This window comes from Pedobacter lithocola, from assembly GCF_042650845.1.
GTDB lineage: Bacteria > Bacteroidota > Bacteroidia > Sphingobacteriales > Sphingobacteriaceae > Pedobacter > Pedobacter lithocola.
Genome location: NZ_JBHSBW010000013.1, coordinates 682,799 through 698,976 on the forward strand (window position 1 = coordinate 682,799; position 16,178 = coordinate 698,976).

Annotated in this window: 17 protein-coding genes; 6 read left to right on the forward strand and 11 right to left on the reverse strand. The window is 34.9% G+C overall.

Annotation, left to right across the window (positions count from 1 at the left end):
- The first annotated feature begins 91 nt into the window (after window positions 1-91).
- Window positions 92-466: a hypothetical protein gene (locus tag ACFOWA_RS17115; RefSeq protein ID WP_378987378.1), complete on the forward strand. Its 375-nt coding sequence runs from the start codon at window positions 92-94 to the stop codon at window positions 464-466.
- Window positions 467-480: 14 nt separating this feature from the next.
- Here the strand turns inward: ACFOWA_RS17115 and ACFOWA_RS17120 are convergent, their stop codons facing one another.
- Window positions 481-780, reverse strand: coding sequence for a hypothetical protein (locus tag ACFOWA_RS17120; RefSeq protein WP_378987381.1), 300 nt, complete (start codon window positions 778-780; stop codon window positions 481-483).
- A gap of 292 nt (window positions 781-1,072) precedes the next feature.
- Here ACFOWA_RS17120 and ACFOWA_RS17125 point away from each other — a divergent pair, with 292 nt between their 5' ends.
- The gene (locus ACFOWA_RS17125; protein ID WP_378987384.1) at window positions 1,073-1,786 is read left to right on the forward strand and encodes a response regulator; all 714 of its coding nucleotides are present in this window, start codon (window positions 1,073-1,075) and stop codon (window positions 1,784-1,786) included.
- A 16-nt stretch (window positions 1,787-1,802) separates the two neighbouring features.
- Here the strand turns inward: ACFOWA_RS17125 and ACFOWA_RS17130 are convergent, their stop codons facing one another.
- The 9 genes from ACFOWA_RS17130 to ACFOWA_RS17170 all read right to left on the reverse strand — a co-directional run bounded on the left by ACFOWA_RS17130 (window position 1,803) and on the right by ACFOWA_RS17170 (window position 10,257).
- On the reverse strand, window positions 1,803-2,048 hold the full coding sequence (locus ACFOWA_RS17130) for a hypothetical protein (RefSeq protein ID WP_378987387.1): 246 nt from the start codon (window positions 2,046-2,048) through the stop codon (window positions 1,803-1,805).
- A 148-nt stretch (window positions 2,049-2,196) separates the two neighbouring features.
- Window positions 2,197-2,502, reverse strand: a complete 306-nt coding sequence (gene rpsJ / locus ACFOWA_RS17135) for a 30S ribosomal protein S10 (protein ID WP_008244591.1) — start codon at window positions 2,500-2,502, stop codon at window positions 2,197-2,199.
- Between the two features lie 136 nt (window positions 2,503-2,638).
- Complete coding sequence (fusA, locus tag ACFOWA_RS17140) at window positions 2,639-4,753, reverse strand: elongation factor G (RefSeq protein WP_378987391.1); 2,115 nt, start codon at window positions 4,751-4,753, stop codon at window positions 2,639-2,641.
- 105 nt (window positions 4,754-4,858) lie between these two features.
- Window positions 4,859-5,326: a 30S ribosomal protein S7 gene (gene rpsG, locus ACFOWA_RS17145; RefSeq protein ID WP_123206905.1), complete on the reverse strand. Its 468-nt coding sequence runs from the start codon at window positions 5,324-5,326 to the stop codon at window positions 4,859-4,861.
- Between the two features lie 17 nt (window positions 5,327-5,343).
- On the reverse strand, window positions 5,344-5,757 hold the full coding sequence (gene rpsL / locus ACFOWA_RS17150; RefSeq protein ID WP_008244597.1) for a 30S ribosomal protein S12: 414 nt from the start codon (window positions 5,755-5,757) through the stop codon (window positions 5,344-5,346).
- An 871-nt stretch (window positions 5,758-6,628) separates the two neighbouring features.
- Window positions 6,629-6,850, reverse strand: coding sequence for a VF530 family protein (locus ACFOWA_RS17155; RefSeq protein WP_378987394.1), 222 nt, complete (start codon window positions 6,848-6,850; stop codon window positions 6,629-6,631).
- 106 nt (window positions 6,851-6,956) lie between these two features.
- Complete coding sequence (locus tag ACFOWA_RS17160) at window positions 6,957-8,939, reverse strand: M1 family metallopeptidase (RefSeq protein WP_378987397.1); 1,983 nt, start codon at window positions 8,937-8,939, stop codon at window positions 6,957-6,959.
- Window positions 8,940-9,097: 158 nt separating this feature from the next.
- On the reverse strand, window positions 9,098-9,841 hold the full coding sequence (locus ACFOWA_RS17165) for a hypothetical protein (protein ID WP_378987400.1): 744 nt from the start codon (window positions 9,839-9,841) through the stop codon (window positions 9,098-9,100).
- Between the two features lie 68 nt (window positions 9,842-9,909).
- Entirely contained in the window at window positions 9,910-10,257 is a 348-nt protein-coding gene (locus tag ACFOWA_RS17170; protein WP_378987403.1) for a Spx/MgsR family RNA polymerase-binding regulatory protein, read from the reverse strand.
- 192 nt (window positions 10,258-10,449) lie between these two features.
- Between ACFOWA_RS17170 and ACFOWA_RS17175 the strand changes: the two genes are divergently transcribed.
- The 4 genes from ACFOWA_RS17175 (at window position 10,450) to ytxJ (ending at window position 14,111) form a co-directional block, all read left to right on the forward strand.
- The gene (locus ACFOWA_RS17175) at window positions 10,450-11,955 is read left to right on the forward strand and encodes a sensor histidine kinase (RefSeq protein ID WP_378987406.1); all 1,506 of its coding nucleotides are present in this window, start codon (window positions 10,450-10,452) and stop codon (window positions 11,953-11,955) included.
- 330 nt (window positions 11,956-12,285) lie between these two features.
- Window positions 12,286-12,960: a LytR/AlgR family response regulator transcription factor gene (locus tag ACFOWA_RS17180; protein ID WP_378987409.1), complete on the forward strand. Its 675-nt coding sequence runs from the start codon at window positions 12,286-12,288 to the stop codon at window positions 12,958-12,960.
- A gap of 63 nt (window positions 12,961-13,023) precedes the next feature.
- Window positions 13,024-13,515, forward strand: coding sequence for a 6,7-dimethyl-8-ribityllumazine synthase (gene ribH, locus ACFOWA_RS17185; RefSeq protein WP_378987412.1), 492 nt, complete (start codon window positions 13,024-13,026; stop codon window positions 13,513-13,515).
- Between the two features lie 287 nt (window positions 13,516-13,802).
- Entirely contained in the window at window positions 13,803-14,111 is a 309-nt protein-coding gene (gene ytxJ / locus ACFOWA_RS17190) for a bacillithiol system redox-active protein YtxJ (protein WP_378987415.1), read from the forward strand.
- A 69-nt stretch (window positions 14,112-14,180) separates the two neighbouring features.
- Here the strand turns inward: ytxJ and ACFOWA_RS17195 are convergent, their stop codons facing one another.
- Complete coding sequence (locus tag ACFOWA_RS17195) at window positions 14,181-15,689, reverse strand: malate:quinone oxidoreductase (RefSeq protein ID WP_378987418.1); 1,509 nt, start codon at window positions 15,687-15,689, stop codon at window positions 14,181-14,183.
- Window positions 15,690-16,178: the final 489 nt, after the last annotated feature.

Genomic DNA, 16,178 nt, shown 5'->3' on the forward strand with positions numbered 1-16,178 from the left:
AAACCGTGGCAGAATTTAAATAGATAATTTTCTATTAACATACTAATAATGATAAGAAAAAACCATTTGAAATTTTGCATGTTATACAAGTATGAAAACAAGCATATATCGTAAGGATGAGCATATCGAAGGGTTTGTAGATTCTTCAAATTCAGATAAATCTAAACCATCAAAATCTGACGTACAGAAAGATTATGAAAAGCAAAACGATAGTAATGAAGTAACTTCTTATGGAAAGGAAAGTAGTGAAATGATAGCTGGTAATCCTTTAGCTAAAGACGGTTATGATAACTCTGGTACTCAAGGAAAGGATTCTTTAAGTGATGATTCCTTTAATAGTGATGAAGAAAATCCCACTGTTGAAAGTGCTTCTAGCCATACAGGTAGTTCATCAGATGATTTTCCTAGTGAAAGCAAAAAGCCATCTCAAAGGAATGAAGATGATGTATTAGATTCTGGCATCTAATAATATAAAGCTAATCATAGTGGTTTTCCGCCGACTCCTTTTTCCTGATCATCATTTCTTGAAGCGATATCATTACTAGCTAAATTAATATTCTTCAACTTTTTAGAGGTTTCTAAGTCTGCACTAGCCTCGTCATTTTCTATAAACTCCAAGTGTGCTTCTTCAGGCTCGTTTTTTTTCTTCAATAATTCTGGGTTCAAATGTCCATAAGTATCATTATCCCATTCGATATGATTATCAGAATCTAGATTTTGCTGTTGATTGCTATTCATTTCCATAACAATAATTTTTATGATGGTTAGATATCTATACAACAATCATTATTATTAAAAAGTTTAGTAACAAATTGCATTATAATTCAAAACATATCTATTGCAATAAGTAAGGAAATATTTAATATAGTTTTTACAGTTAAATTGATATAATAATAACGTACATTTAAATAGTTATATGTTCACATTTTATTGCCTTTCCAAATTTTCTAAAACCGCGTCGTGGTTTTATTGTAATTCTTAACTTTCAGTAATTATCTTCTTTAATAGCTATTGTTAGTGCCATTAAGCGTATTTATACGAAAATATGCGGTATAAACACGCACCATCAAGCATGAAAATATATCGATATTTGAAACTGACCAAACTATTATTACATAATCATAAATTGAAAACCATTATAAAGGTATTACTAGCTGAAGATCACACAATTGTACGAAATGGCATAGTTGCTTTACTGGGAGGAGAACCAGAGATAAAAATTATTGCAAAGGCTAAAAATGGTAGCGAAGTTTTACAACATTTACGCTTAGGGATAGAGCCAGATGTTATTATAACTGATATCAATATGCCAGATACAAAAGGTGTAGAATTGATAAGCATATTAAACGCGAACTTTCCAAACATTAAAGTCTTGGTACTTTCGGTATTGGATGATGAGAAAAATATTAGTCAGGCTATGGATGCTGGTGCTTCTGGCTATTTGTTAAAAAATGTAGATATCGATACCATGATTTTTGCCATTAAACAAATTACCATAGGCAATAAATACATCTGTACGAATATTTCGCTCAAATTACTGGCGCATATAAATCGTACAAATAATTCTAACCGTACACCTCTAAAATCTAATGTAGAGGTATCAAAAAGGGAAATAGAAATTTTAAAACTAATAGCTCAAGGCTATACAAATAGTGAAATTGCTGATAAACTTTTTACAAGCAAAAGAACCATCGAAGGAAACCGACAAAATTTACTCGAAAAAACCGGAACAAAAAATACCGCCTCTTTAGTAAATTTTGTTGTGCGAAATAGAATTATAGATTAGGTATTTATCTAAAGGGCTAAACTCCGTTTTCTTGATCAACATCACCTTTCGGTTTTTCAGCATCATCCTTTGTAGAGCCATTAGTATCTCTATGCTTTGGTGGATGATCCATTCGACTTTCTTCTAAATCGGTAAAGTCACTACCTTTTTGATTTGCTACTTCCCCATGCGATGATGGTTTTTGCTCCTCGTTTTCCGGGCTAGCAAAATCATGACCTTTAACTGGATTCTGGTCACTTTCTGTTTGTTTCGTATTATCCATTATAGCTATTTGTATTATGGCTTAACTTAAAATTCTGCCTTTTGTTTTAAGAGAGATAATTTCGATTGCTATGATATTAATTTACAGATATCTAAAAACAAAAAAAGTCCCGATTTACACCGAGACTTTTTCAATTTCATCAAATCTATCACACTTTGATTTCTACTTCAACACCACTTGGCAATTCAAGTTTCATTAAAGCATCAACTGTTTTAGAGTTAGAGCTATAGATATCTAATAAGCGTTTGTAAGCGCATAATTGAAACTGCTCTCTAGCTTTTTTATTTACGTGAGGAGAACGTAAAACAGTAAAGATTTTTTTCTCTGTAGGAAGTGGAATCGGTCCACTTACAACTGCACCCGTAGGTTTAACAGTTTTAACGATTTTCTCAGCAGATTTATCTACTAAGTTGTAATCGTAAGATTTTAATTTAATTCTGATTCTTTGGCTCATCTTATTTAATTTATGATTTCCTGTTAGAGCTATTAACAACAGAAATCGGATTTATCTTTTAACAAGGTGGAGGGTTTAAAGTGTAAGGCTTAGGGTTTAAAACCTTTTGCCTTACGCCTTTTACCTTCTATCTTAATTAGTCTTCAGATTTTACTCTTCCTTTAGATTTAGCAATTACTTCATCCTGTACGTTTTTAGGCGCAGCTTCGTAGTGGTCAAATTCCATTGTAGAAGTTGCACGGCCTGAAGTGATTGTACGTAACTGAGTTACATAACCAAACATTTCAGAAAGTGGCACAGTTGCTTTAATTACCTGAGATCCGTTACGAGTATCCATACCTAACAACTGACCACGACGACGGTTCATATCACCGATAACATCACCCATGTTTTCTTCAGGGGTTAAGATTTCGATTTTCATGATTGGTTCCATCAAAGTTGGTTTACATTTAGGTAAAGCCTCACGGTAAGCCATTTTAGCTGCAAGCTCAAATGATAAAGCATCTGAATCGACTGCGTGGAATGAACCATCCGTTAAACGAACTTTCATATCTGGAAGTGGATAACCAGCTAACACACCATTTGCCATTGAAGCAGCAAAACCTTTTTCTACTGAAGGAATAAATTCACGTGGAATTGAACCACCTGTAATTTCGTTTACGAATTGTAAACCACCTTTTTCAAAATCAGCATCAATTGGAGAGATAACAACCGAAATATCGGCAAATTTACCACGACCACCTGATTGTTTTTTGTATGTTTCACGGTGTGTAGTTGTACCAAAAATTGCTTCTTTGTACGCTACTTGTGGTGCACCTTGGTTAACCTCAACTTTAAATTCGCGTTTTAAACGGTCAATTAAAATATCTAAGTGTAACTCACCCATTCCAGAGATAACAGTTTGACCAGTTTCTTGGTCTGTTTGAACTCTAAAAGTTGGATCTTCTTCAGCCAATTTACTTAAGCCCATACCTAATTTATCAACATCAGCTTGAGTTTTAGGCTCGATAGCTAAACCGATAACAGGCTCAGGGAAGTTCATTGATTCAAGAATGATAGGGTGTTTTTCATCACAAAGTGTATCACCTGTTTTAATATCCTTAAATCCTACTACCGCAGCAATATCTCCAGCGGCCACATTAGGCACCGGGTTTTGCTTGTTAGCATGCATTTGGAAGATACGAGAAATACGCTCTTTATTTTCTGAACGAGTGTTGTATACGTAAGAACCTGCTTCTAAGTTACCCGAATAAACACGGATAAAACATAAACGACCTACGAATGGGTCAGTTGCAATTTTAAATGCTAAAGCTGCAAACGGCTCGCTAATGCTTGGTTTTAATAAAACTTCAGCACCTGTATCTGGGTTAGTACCAACAACACCTTCGCTATCCATAGGTGAAGGCAATAATTCCATCACATAATCAAGCATAGTTTGTACACCTTTGTTTTTGAAAGATGAACCACAAACCATAGGTACAATTTTAGCATCTAATACAGCGGCACGTAAAGCATCTAAAACTTCGCGTTCGGTGATTGTTTCAGGAGCATCAAAGAATTTCTCCATTAACGACTCATCATAATCCGCTACAGATTCTAATAACTTCTCTCTCCACTCAGCAACTTCATCAATCATATCTTCTGGGATAGGCACTTCAGTAAAGGTCATACCTTTATCATGCTCATTCCATACAATACCACGGTTGTTAATTAAATCAACCACACCTTTAAATCCGTCTTCAGCACCGATAGGCAATTGCAATGGAACTGCATTGCTACCTAACATATCTTTAACTTGTTTAACAACTTTTAAAAAGTCAGCTCCAGAACGGTCCATTTTATTAACGAAACCGATACGGGCAACATTGTAGTTGTTAGCCAAACGCCAGTTAGTTTCTGATTGAGGCTCAACACCATCAACTGCAGAAAACAAGAATACTAAACCATCCAATACACGTAACGAACGGTTTACCTCAACGGTAAAATCCACGTGTCCGGGTGTATCGATAATGTTCATATGGTAAGCCTGACCTCTGTATTTCCACTCAACCGTAGTTGCAGCAGAAGTGATCGTGATACCACGTTCTTGCTCTTGCGCCATCCAGTCCATTGTTGCAGCACCTTCATGCACTTCACCAATTTTATGACTAACACCAGCATAATAAAGGATACGCTCTGTTGTTGTAGTTTTACCTGCATCAATGTGAGCTGCGATTCCAATATTTCTTGTAAATTTTAAATCTCTTGCCATTGTTTTTATTAATGAATGAATGACAAAATGATTGAATTAGAGAATGTGAAAATGATAAAAAACCATTTGCTCATTCAAAATTCAATCATTCAATCATTGTATTTTTTAGAATCTAAAGTGAGAGAACGCTTTGTTAGCCTCAGCCATTTTATGCGTATCTTCTTTCTTTTTAACAGCAGCACCTTCACCTTTAGCAGCGGCTACAATTTCACCAGCTAATTTCTCTTTCATGGTTTTTTCACCACGTTTACGAGCGTATGAAATTAACCATTTCATACCTAAAGCTGTCTTACGCTCTGGTCTAACCTCAGTTGGAACCTGGAAGTTAGCACCACCAACACGACGAGATTTAACCTCTACAGCTGGCATAATATTAGTTAAAGCACGTTTAAATATCTCTAAACCGTTTTCACCTGCTTTTTTCTCAGCAATTTCAACAGCATCATAAAAAATAGAATAAGCGATAGATTTTTTTCCATCGTACATCATATTGTTTACAAAACGAGTTACCTGAACATCATTAAATTTTGGATCAGGAAGAATAATTCTCTTTTTTGGTTTTGACTTTCTCATTTCTTATTTCCTCCCGATTATTTCTTTTTACCTTTAGTTGGCGCCGCAGCTACTTGTCCTGGTTTAGGACGTTTAGTACCATATTTAGAACGACGTTGGTTACGACCAGCTACACCTGATGTATCTAATGCACCACGGATAATGTGGTAACGTACACCTGGTAAATCTTTAACACGACCACCACGTATTAAAACGATTGAGTGTTCTTGTAAGTTGTGACCTTCTCCAGGAATGTATGCATTAACCTCTTTACCGTTCGTTAAACGAACACGGGCTACTTTACGCATTGCTGAGTTTGGTTTTTTAGGGGTAGTGGTGTACACACGTGTACATACACCTCTTCGCTGTGGACAGCTGTCCAACGCTGGAGACTTACTCTTGAACTCCAGTGCTACTCTACCTTTTCTAACTAATTGTTGAATGGTTGGCATTGTGCTTTTTTAATTTTTTATTTAATTATTTACCGCTCCCCCGGCATCCTTACAGATAGCCCATAAAACGGACTGCAAAAGTAGAACAATTCTTTTTATAAATCAAGGGGTTAGGAGAAAAATTTTCGAGTTCGCAATTATCAGTTTGGTGTTGATGATTAAGGAGTTGCAAATTCTTTTGCGAAATCGATTATCACACTCGTCATGTTGAACTTGTTTCAGCATCTTAACAGTACAAGCATTATTTTTTTTGGAAAGCAAATGCAGTGATTCTTAGGTTAGCTTCGGTCCCGCTAATGCTGCAAGCAACAATGAAAAATTGTTGGCTTTACGCGTATATCGGGTTTAGGTGGCAAGGATAATCGATATTTTATCGGCTAAGACTATCAGTTAAACTGGAAGATTACCGCATTCGCCATGCTGAACTTGTTTCAGCATCTTAATAGCACAATTTTTTTTTTGGAAAGCAATTGCAGTAGTTCTTTGGTTAGGTTCAGTCCCGCTAATGCTGCAAGCAACAATGAAAAATTGTTGGCTTTACGCGTATATCGAGTTTAGGTGGCAAGGATGGTCGAGATTTTATCGGATTGGTCTGCCAACTAAACTGTTATTTTACAAATTCTTTTGCGAAATTCATTAACGCACCCCTCATGCTGAACTTTTTTCAGCATCTCAATAATGAATTTTTTTTTTGAAAGCAATTGCAGTAGTTCTTTGGTTAGGTTCGACCCCGCTAATGCTTCAAGCAACAATGAAAAATTGTTGGATTTTCGCCTATATCGGGTTTAGGTGGCAAGGATGGTCGAGATTATATTAGCTAAGACTATCAGTTAATCGAGCAATTAATACAAATGGCTGCAAGTAGTTACAACTATTTGTGAAACGTTTCCAAAAATAAATCTTCTACTTTTTTACGTGCCCAAGGCATTCTGCGTAAAAATTTTAAGCTCGATTTAATGCTCTGATTATTAATAAAACAATCTATTTTAATAAGTAAACCCAATTTTTCCCAACCATAATGAGCGTGTAAATCGGTTACTACTTTCTCCAAAGTAATACCATGTAATGGATTATTTTTCTGCTGTTCGACCATGCAACAAAGTTAAATCAATTTGTAAAATTATTATTTGTAATTTGCCTTTAACACAAAAGCCATTCTGAAAATTCAGAATGGCTTTTTAATATTTATAATATGTATTTTATTGACTCGTCCAAGTATTGTTATCTGGATTAGAATCTGGCAATACTTTGTTCGGGTCTAAAACTACAGATACCACTTCTTCGGTTGTTGGATAGCGAACTGTCCACGATGTGTTTTTCATCCAAACATCAACAGGAAGTTTAATGATATCTGTTTTGCCGCTTTTTGTTTTTACTTGTAGAATAATTGGCATCGGCATTTTCTCCAAATTATTTACCTTAATGGCATATGCCGTAATGTTTCCATCAGTTTTCACCGCTTGAACATCAGCAATTGCCTGATCCATTTTCCAGCTGTTTAAGAACCAACTTCTCCAAAACCAAGCTAAATCTTCTCCAGCCCCATTTTCCATCGAACGGAAAAAATCAAATGGTGTTGGGTGTTTAAAAGCCCAGTTTTTAATGTACTCACGGAAAGCATAATCAAATCTATCTTCTCCTAAAATTTGGTTTCTTAAAATATCCAAGCCCCAACCTGGTTTGCTGTATAGGTTTATTCCAATATTTCTTTCTGCCATTCCATCAGGCATTAGCATAATATTTTCTAAAGCTGGGTTACCAATAGCTGCTTTTCCGATACGGTTCATATCAGCAGGACGAGCCTTATATTCGCCATTATTAAAACTTTCTGCCGAAATTCCATTGATAAATGTGTTAAAGCCTTCATCCATCCAGCCGTATTTACGCTCGTTAGAACCCACAATCATCGGGAACCAACTGTGACCAAATTCATGGTCGATTACACCCCAAGCCGCTCCTTTTTTAGCTTTCCAGCCGCAGAAAACAATGCCTGGATATTCCATTCCGCCTATGTTGGTTGCAACATTAACAGCCATTGGATATGGATATTCGAACCATTTTGTAGAATAATGCTCTATGGTAGTTTTTACATATTCAACGCCACGTCCATATGCATCCATTCCATTACTTTCTACTGGATGGGCAGAAACCGCTAAACCTTTTCTACCACTTGGGAAATTGATTCGAGCAGCATCTAAAACGAATGATTTTGAAGAAGCCCATGCAGCATCTCTGGCATTTAAAATTTTAAATTTCCAGGTAAGTTTATCTTTAGCCGGACGAGATTTCACATCTGTAACTTCTTCGGCAGAACGAATGTGAATGGTAGCATCACTTGCTTTTGCAGCATTCCATCTTTTTAATTGTTCTGCAGTAAACACTTCCTGCGGATTTAATAATTCTCCCGAACCCATAACAATATGTGTTGCTGGTGCAGTAATTGCAAAATTTATGTCGCCATACTCACAATAAAATTCTCCTCCACCCCAATAAGGTAAAGTGTTCCAACCCAAAACATCATCGTAAACACACATACGGGGAAACCATTGCGCAATTGCAAAAATTTCACCATTCTGAGTAGTTAAATGTCCTGTTCTATCCGATCCTTCTTTTGGTACGATGTAAGAATAATCCATTTTTATGGTTACAATGTCTCCATTGGCGGCTAGTGGCTGAGCCAAACGAATCTGCATTCTTGTATCTTCAATAATTGAGGTAAATTTTACGGCACCAGCCTTTTGAGATACATTTACATTCTGAATTTTGTAGCCTCCATCTAAAGCTTCGCCCTGAGCGCCGTAACGACTACGGGCAGGCGTAACTTGCTTGCCTCTAGAACCTTCTTTAAATGTATTTTGGTCTAATTGCAACCATAAATACGGCAACTTATCTGGACTATTATTTTTATAGGTTATGGTAACCGTTCCGCTAACCATGTTTTTAGTTTCATCAAGGCTTGCTGTAATGTTATAATCGACACGGTTTTGCCAGTACTTTGCGCCGGGAGCACCATTTGCCGAACGAAACTCATTTCCATTTTGAGTGTAAAATAGTGGGCCAAAGGCTTCCGCCGGACTGTAATTGGTTGTTGTTGTAGTGGCAGCTTGCTGAGCAGATGCAGAGATTGCAATTGCAAAACAAACCAAACACATAGTGATTAATTTGTTTAGTTTGATATTCATAATGTTTATGTATTTGGCGGCAAATATAAAAAATAAGCACAAACAGAAATGTGTGTGCTTATAATGTTACTTTACAAGATTTTAATATTTATATCTATAATGCATAAATTGTTTGAGGAGCACATCATCAATATAAAATTGATGAATACAATTATGATTTAGTTCTTCTTACTTAAATCAGGTAAATCTTGTAACTTTCTTTCTTTTGGAGATAACTTTAACCAAGCATGATAAGCTTGTACAATATAATACGAATACTTAAATGGCCTCTCAGATTGTACCTTAAGAACAGATGGACGATAAATAATCATAAAATTCTTTAAGTCTTCTCCTTCTAATTTTAAAAGATTGCCAATCGATTTCTCATTAAAATTCTCATCGATTTCTGCTAAATAGGTTTCTCGCTCTTCTAATTCCGCTTCTTTACGCTGTTGACGTTTGTATTTTCCATAACCTAAATTTAAGCTTAGTCCGCCAACTTTATCAGTCATTTTTTTTCTATCCAAATTACCACCAGTACCCATTTGGGTATATTTTTCGGCCATTGGGTCGGGCGATAAAATAGCTTTATTAATTTTTACACCTCTAATATCAACATCATTCAGATTGTTACTTTTATCAACCATATAAACCGCTTTCGGGAGTAGATTGGTTAAATAAACGGTATCGGTTACATAGCCTATAAGAGAGAATTCTAATAAATCGCCAACTTTTGCATTTATGCTAAATTTACCCGCTGCGTTTGCACTAATAATTTTTTTACTATTTAAGTTTCTAACCGTTACACCTGGCAAAGTCATTGTTTTTTTAGAAAAATCATAAATAGCGCCAGTTGCTACACTATTTTGGGCAAAAGTACCAAACGGGATAGCAATTAATAAAAAGATGATTAGCTTATACATATTTCAAAAGTAGATTAGTTTAAATGTTAAAATTTCGTTTTAACAAACTTTAACATTAAACAAAGTGATTAGCCAAGTGTTTCAGCATAACTATCTTCTTGAAAAAAAATTAAAATAGCCTTATTGTTTTTTTCAATGATTGGACGCTTAATCGCACTTGTATTATTAACCATGTAAGAAATGGCTTTATCCTGATTGTCAATCGCTATTTGTTCATCCTTTGATAGTTTTTTCCAGGTTAAGCCTTTACGATTTAATACCGTTTCCCAGCCAAATGTATTGCACCAATCATTTAATTTCTCTGCAGTTACATCTTTCTTCTTAAAATCATGAAATTCGAAGTCTATGTTGTGCAATTTTAGCCAATCAAGCGCCTTTTTTACTGTATTGCAATTGGGTATTCCGTAAACTATCATTTGAGTTTTAAGTTATGGGCTCTAAGTTATAATTATAGGCGCATATCATCAACTTTGATAACTTTTCTTACTTAAGACTTACAACTTATAACCTGCACCTCCATAGTTCATCACATTTTTCTATTATTCCATCACATTTATAAAGTTTATTAAATTTAGCTAGGTAAAATTGTACCATCAAATCATCATAAAATGAATATTAAAGATTTACAAAAGGTAGAATTTTGGGTATCAACAGCTTTGTACGTACTGGTAATTATTTTACTAATTTCGGGTGCCGATGGCAGAATTAATAACCACAACTATTATGAGTTTAGAGGGGCAGATTTGGAATATTCCTATTTTTCAAATTATCTGGTTCCAGAACTATTTCGGTTTACAATTCTATATTTAAGTTTTTTAGCCATAAACTTTTCTATCATTCCTGCTTTAATTAATAAACGAAATGTACTAGCCAACAGCTTATTTTTAGCAGGAATTTTCATTTTGGGTGGATTAATTTTTAGCATTTGTAAAACCTATACCGATGCCTACATACTCGATGAATATGATGATTTACAACATGCATACAATAGAATATTTTTTAAAGGATACATCTATAGTATGTGGTCTATTGTAATCATATCTTCCTATGCGCTATTAAAAACTTTTATAAAATATTTAGGTGAAAACAAATATAAAGATGCTAGTGAAAACACTTTAGCCAAAGTAGATATGTCTTTCGGCTTAGCATTTTGGTTTGTTGGTTTGTTATTGTGGATATCTACTAATTCGGCTATAGAAATCAGCGTATGCTGGACTCTGGTAATATTCTCATCAATCGGTATTGTAATTTATTCTTTATATAACCTTTTGCCAGAAAATTTTGCCAAAGGCAAACCATTCAAAGTTTACTTCTGGCAGGTTTTTTTCATATCAATTCTTTTAGCAGTTCCTTTAGGTTTAATATCAACCTTATTTATTTGGCGGGTTGAAATGTTTTTTATTGTATTTATTTTTCATCTACCAACACAGTTAATTATTAGTGCACCGTTATCATGGTACATTTATAAAAGACGATTGGCCAATCGAACTGAAATTAAAACCCTAAAAACTGAATTAGGTAAATCAGATGCAAGCCTGAGTTTCTTGCAATCACAAATTAATCCTCATTTTTTATTTAATGCTTTAAATACGCTTTTTGGAACTGCCTTACAAGAAAACGCAGAGCGTACCGGTGAAGGCATACAAAAGCTTGGCGATATGATGCGTTTCATGCTCCACGAAAACATGCAGGATAAAATATCACTAACACGCGAAGTAGAATACTTAAGCAATTATATAGACTTACAAAAACTTAGAACTTCACGCTCGGCCGATATTAAAATTGAAACGCAAATAGATGAGCAGTTAAACAATTTGCAAATTACACCTATGCTTTTAATACCCTTTGTAGAAAATGCATTTAAGCATGGCATTAGCTTGCAACAGCCATCGCATATTAAAATTACACTGCAAACTAAAGAGCAAACACTTTACTTTGATGTTCATAATAGCATTCATTTAAAAGCTGATAACGACCCTGAAAAACTGAAAAGTGGTATAGGTTTAGAAAATGTCAAACAACGATTGGCTTTACTTTATTTTGGAAAACATGAATTAATTATCCGCGAAAGCGCCAAAGAATTTTTTATTCATTTAACACTACAATTAGATTAGCGATTGCTTTTTTTGAAAACGAACGTTCTATGCTCTTAACGGTGTGCAGCCCTGCTATCGCCAATAGTCCTCGTTCGTGCCTCACTCCGGGCTATTTGGCTTTATCGGGTTTATAAACATAGGTTTTTGCTGTAAATTGCCAAGCGCAAAAACATTGTTAAATAGCCCCGACAAACACGAAAATACTTTTGGTTGAATAAATTACAATAAGCAAAACCATTAACCAAAAGATTGTAGTATTGGCGGTAATACTTTGCCAAGGATTACTAGCTATGAGCTGCAAAAAAATAATTTTTAGAAAGAATTTTAAATCAAATTGTACCTTTAAAAATGATTGCAATTGCTATAGATGATGAGCCCATAGCGCTCGAAATTATTAGGTCTCACGCATCGAAAGTGCCATTTATTGAGTTAAGTGCTGCTTTTACAAATGCATTTGAAGCTATAACTTATCTGCAGCAAAACAAAATCGACCTGATTTTTCTGGATATAAAGATGCCTGATATAAGCGGTATCGATTTTCTTAGAAGCTTGAGCAAACCACCAATGGTGATATTTACCACCGCATACACCGAACATGCAGTACAAAGTTTTGAACTTGATGCGGTTGATTATTTGTTAAAACCATTTTCGCTATCTCGATTTTTAAAGGCTTGTAATAAGGTACATGAATTATACAATTTTCGTAATCAACGGGCAGAAACTAAATCAGAATATATTTTTATAAAAGATGGTTATGAGCAGGTTAAAGTTGAATTGAATGAAATTTTATTTGTGGAAGCTTCGGGAAATTATACCCAAATACAGCTAAAAGATAAATTGCTGAGTTCGAGAATTACCATAAATGATTTGGCAGAACTTCTACCAAAAACCGATTTTATTCGTTGTCACCGGGCATTTATTGTTGCAAAAAATAAAATAACCAAATTCGATCGCAGTCAAATATTCATTGGCGATAAAGTAATTCCAATCGGAGCAACCTACAACAATTTACAATTGCTTTGATAAATTACAACATTTAAACATAACCTGCTTTTATCATTCATTGCATAGCACTATCTTTGCCGCATGTCAAGTCAATTAAAAAACCTTTCAGATTTTTCACACACAATCGTTCCAAATGGTGCAAATTATAAATTCGGGATAATTGTTGCAGAGTGGAATGCAGAAATTACCGGTGCGTTGTACAATGGTGCTTTAAAAACGTTGTTAGATAATGGAGTAAAGGAAGAAAATATAATTTCTTTACCTGTACCTGGCAGTTTCGAATTAACCGGTGGGGCTGAAATTTTATTAAGCAAAAAAAGTGATTTAGATGCTGTGATTTGCTTAGGCTGCGTAATTCAGGGTGACACCAAACATTTCGACTTTATATGCGATGCTGTGGCTCAAGGTATTACAAATGTTGGTATTAAGTATAGCAAACCAGTTATTTTTGGTGTGTTAACTACAAATAATTTAGAACAAGCGCAAGACCGGGCAGGAGGTAAACATGGCAATAAAGGCGATGAAGCTGCAATTACTGCCATAAAAATGGCCGATTTTTCTGCAAACATTTAATATTGCCGTTTAATAATTATTTGTACATTAGAACTTTAAAATCACTATCTGAATGAAAAAAGTTGCTATCCTATTATTGTCGGTATTTTGTACCATTACCATATTAGAGTCTTGCTCTTCTAAACTTTGTCCGGCATATAGCTCATATCCTGAAGGCAAAAGAAGAAGAAATTAATCAACACACTTGCATTTCATTTTTAGGTTATTTGCAGAACTTTCTGTTGTGCAAACTGTTTACCTATCAAAAATCATCAATATAAATTATGACCTGGGTTAATTTAACTTCTATGGCTCAGCTTGACGAAATAAAAAACGCAAGTGGTTTCAGCCTTATTTTTAAACATAGTACACGCTGTTCTATCAGTATGATGGCTAGAAAAAATTTTGAAATGGACTGGGATATAATACCCGAAGACACAAAATTGTACTTTTTGGATTTGATAGCTTATCGCGAAATCTCAAATAAAATTGCAGAAGTTTTTCAAGTTGCGCATCAATCTCCACAAATATTATTAATTAAAGATGGCGATTGCGTTTTGGAATCATCACATAGTGATATTTCTGCAGATGAAGTTGCAGAAGTAATAGCCGCATAAACCAATAACGAATTTATAATAAAGCCACAGCTTAACGAATTTATATTTGTAAAGCTGTGGCTTTTTAATTTACGCTACTTCTATTTTTAATATTTGTGATGTTCTGCTTCGGGTTGATTTACAAAGCTCAGTATCATTAGCTAAAGCTTTTCCATAAGTAGGAATCATTTCCTTAACTTTTGCTTGCCATTCTGGAGTTGCTAAATCCTCTGTAAAACAACGATTCAATAAATCAAGCATAATAGAAACCGCGGTTGATGCACCCGGAGAAGCACCAAGTAATGCAGCGATAGAACCATCTGCAGCGCTTACTACCTCTGTACCAAATTCTAAAACGCCACCCTCTTTTTCATCTTTCTTTATTACTTGCACTCGCTGGCCGGCATATTCCAGTTGCCAGTCTTTTAATTCCGCGGTTGGAAGGTATTCTTTCAAAGCTTCCAACCTATCTTCAGGCGACTGTCTTACTTGATCAATCAGATATTTTGTTAAATCCAGATTGTGCAATCCGGCAGAAAGCATTGGACGGATGTTATTAAATTTAATAGATTTTGGTAAATCTAAAAATGAACCATTTTTTAAAAATTTTGTAGAAAAACCAGCATAAGGACCAAACAACAAGGCTTGCTTGCCATTAATCATTCTGGTATCTAAATGCGGTACAGACATAGGCGGCGCCCCAACCGCAGCTTTACCATATACCTTTGCATGGTGTTTGGCAATAATTTCTTCGTTGGTACATTTAAGCCATTGCCCGCTAACAGGAAAACCACCAAATCCCTTTCCTTCAGGAATATCAGATTTTTCTAAAAGAGGTAACGAACCGCCACCAGCACCAATAAAAACGAATTTTGCTACCCTCTTGCGTTTATCGCCAGTTTCTAAATCCTTTACACTTATACTCCAGTTGCCTTCCTTATTCTTTTTCAAATCGCGAATTTCGTGATTAAAATAAAGGTTAACATTCGCTTGATTCTTAAGATGATTAAACATATCACGGGTAAGCGAACCGAAGTTTACATCGGTACCCAAATCCATTTTTGTTGCAGCAACCGTTTCATTCTTTTTACGCCCTTCCATAATTAATGGCGCCCAATCTTTTACTACATCAATATCTTCTGTGTATTGCATATCGCTAAATAGATTGCATTTCTGCAAAGCATCATAGCGCTTTTTAAGGTAATCTACATTCTTCTTTCCCCACACAAAACTCATGTGCGGAATTTTACGAATAAAATTTTCGGGGTTAGAAACCAATCCTTTTTCGATGAGATAAGACCAAAACTGCTTAGAAACCTCAAAATGCTCTGCAATTTGAACAGCTTTAACTGTTTCTACAGTTCCATCCTTTTTTTCGGGTGTGTAATTTAATTCACAAAAAGCTGAGTGACCAGTACCGGCGTTGTTCCAGGCATCAGAACTTTCCGCTGCCGCGATATCAAGTCGTTCGTAAATTTCTATACTTAAGCTGGGTTCTAATTCTTTTAATAAAACACCAAGGGTTGCACTCATGATGCCAGCCCCAATTAAAATTACATCTGCGTCAGTTTTACCAACTGTCTTTATCTTTTTAGTCATCTTATTTTAAAGAAAGCGCAAATTTAAAATCATTTTTAAACTTGTCGTGATCTTTAAACAAAAAAAACCTAAAAAATGGCTAAAAAATTAGAAATAAAATGAACCAAATTTCAACAAAACGAAATTAATATAGCGAGAAGCAATTGTGTTAATCACGAAAAATTACATAATAGCTTAAATATTACTATAAATACAAAATATAAATTGTGTAATCTCCTAAAATAACAAATCTTTATATCTGAAAATGGAAACTTATCCATAAAGTAAAAAACCTTTCTGAGTAAAACCCCACGTTATAATCTGGACCTGCCACCTAAACTGTATTGAAGTTGCATCCTTAGATTTTTCATCGGGGATATAACGGAAAGACGGACTGAACCGTTGATATTAGTACTTCAGTATTTTTCCAAATAATTACAGTTTTTGTTTAATCATCATACAGAGGATTATTTTATTACAACCTCCAAACATTTCTGCGCTACAACATTT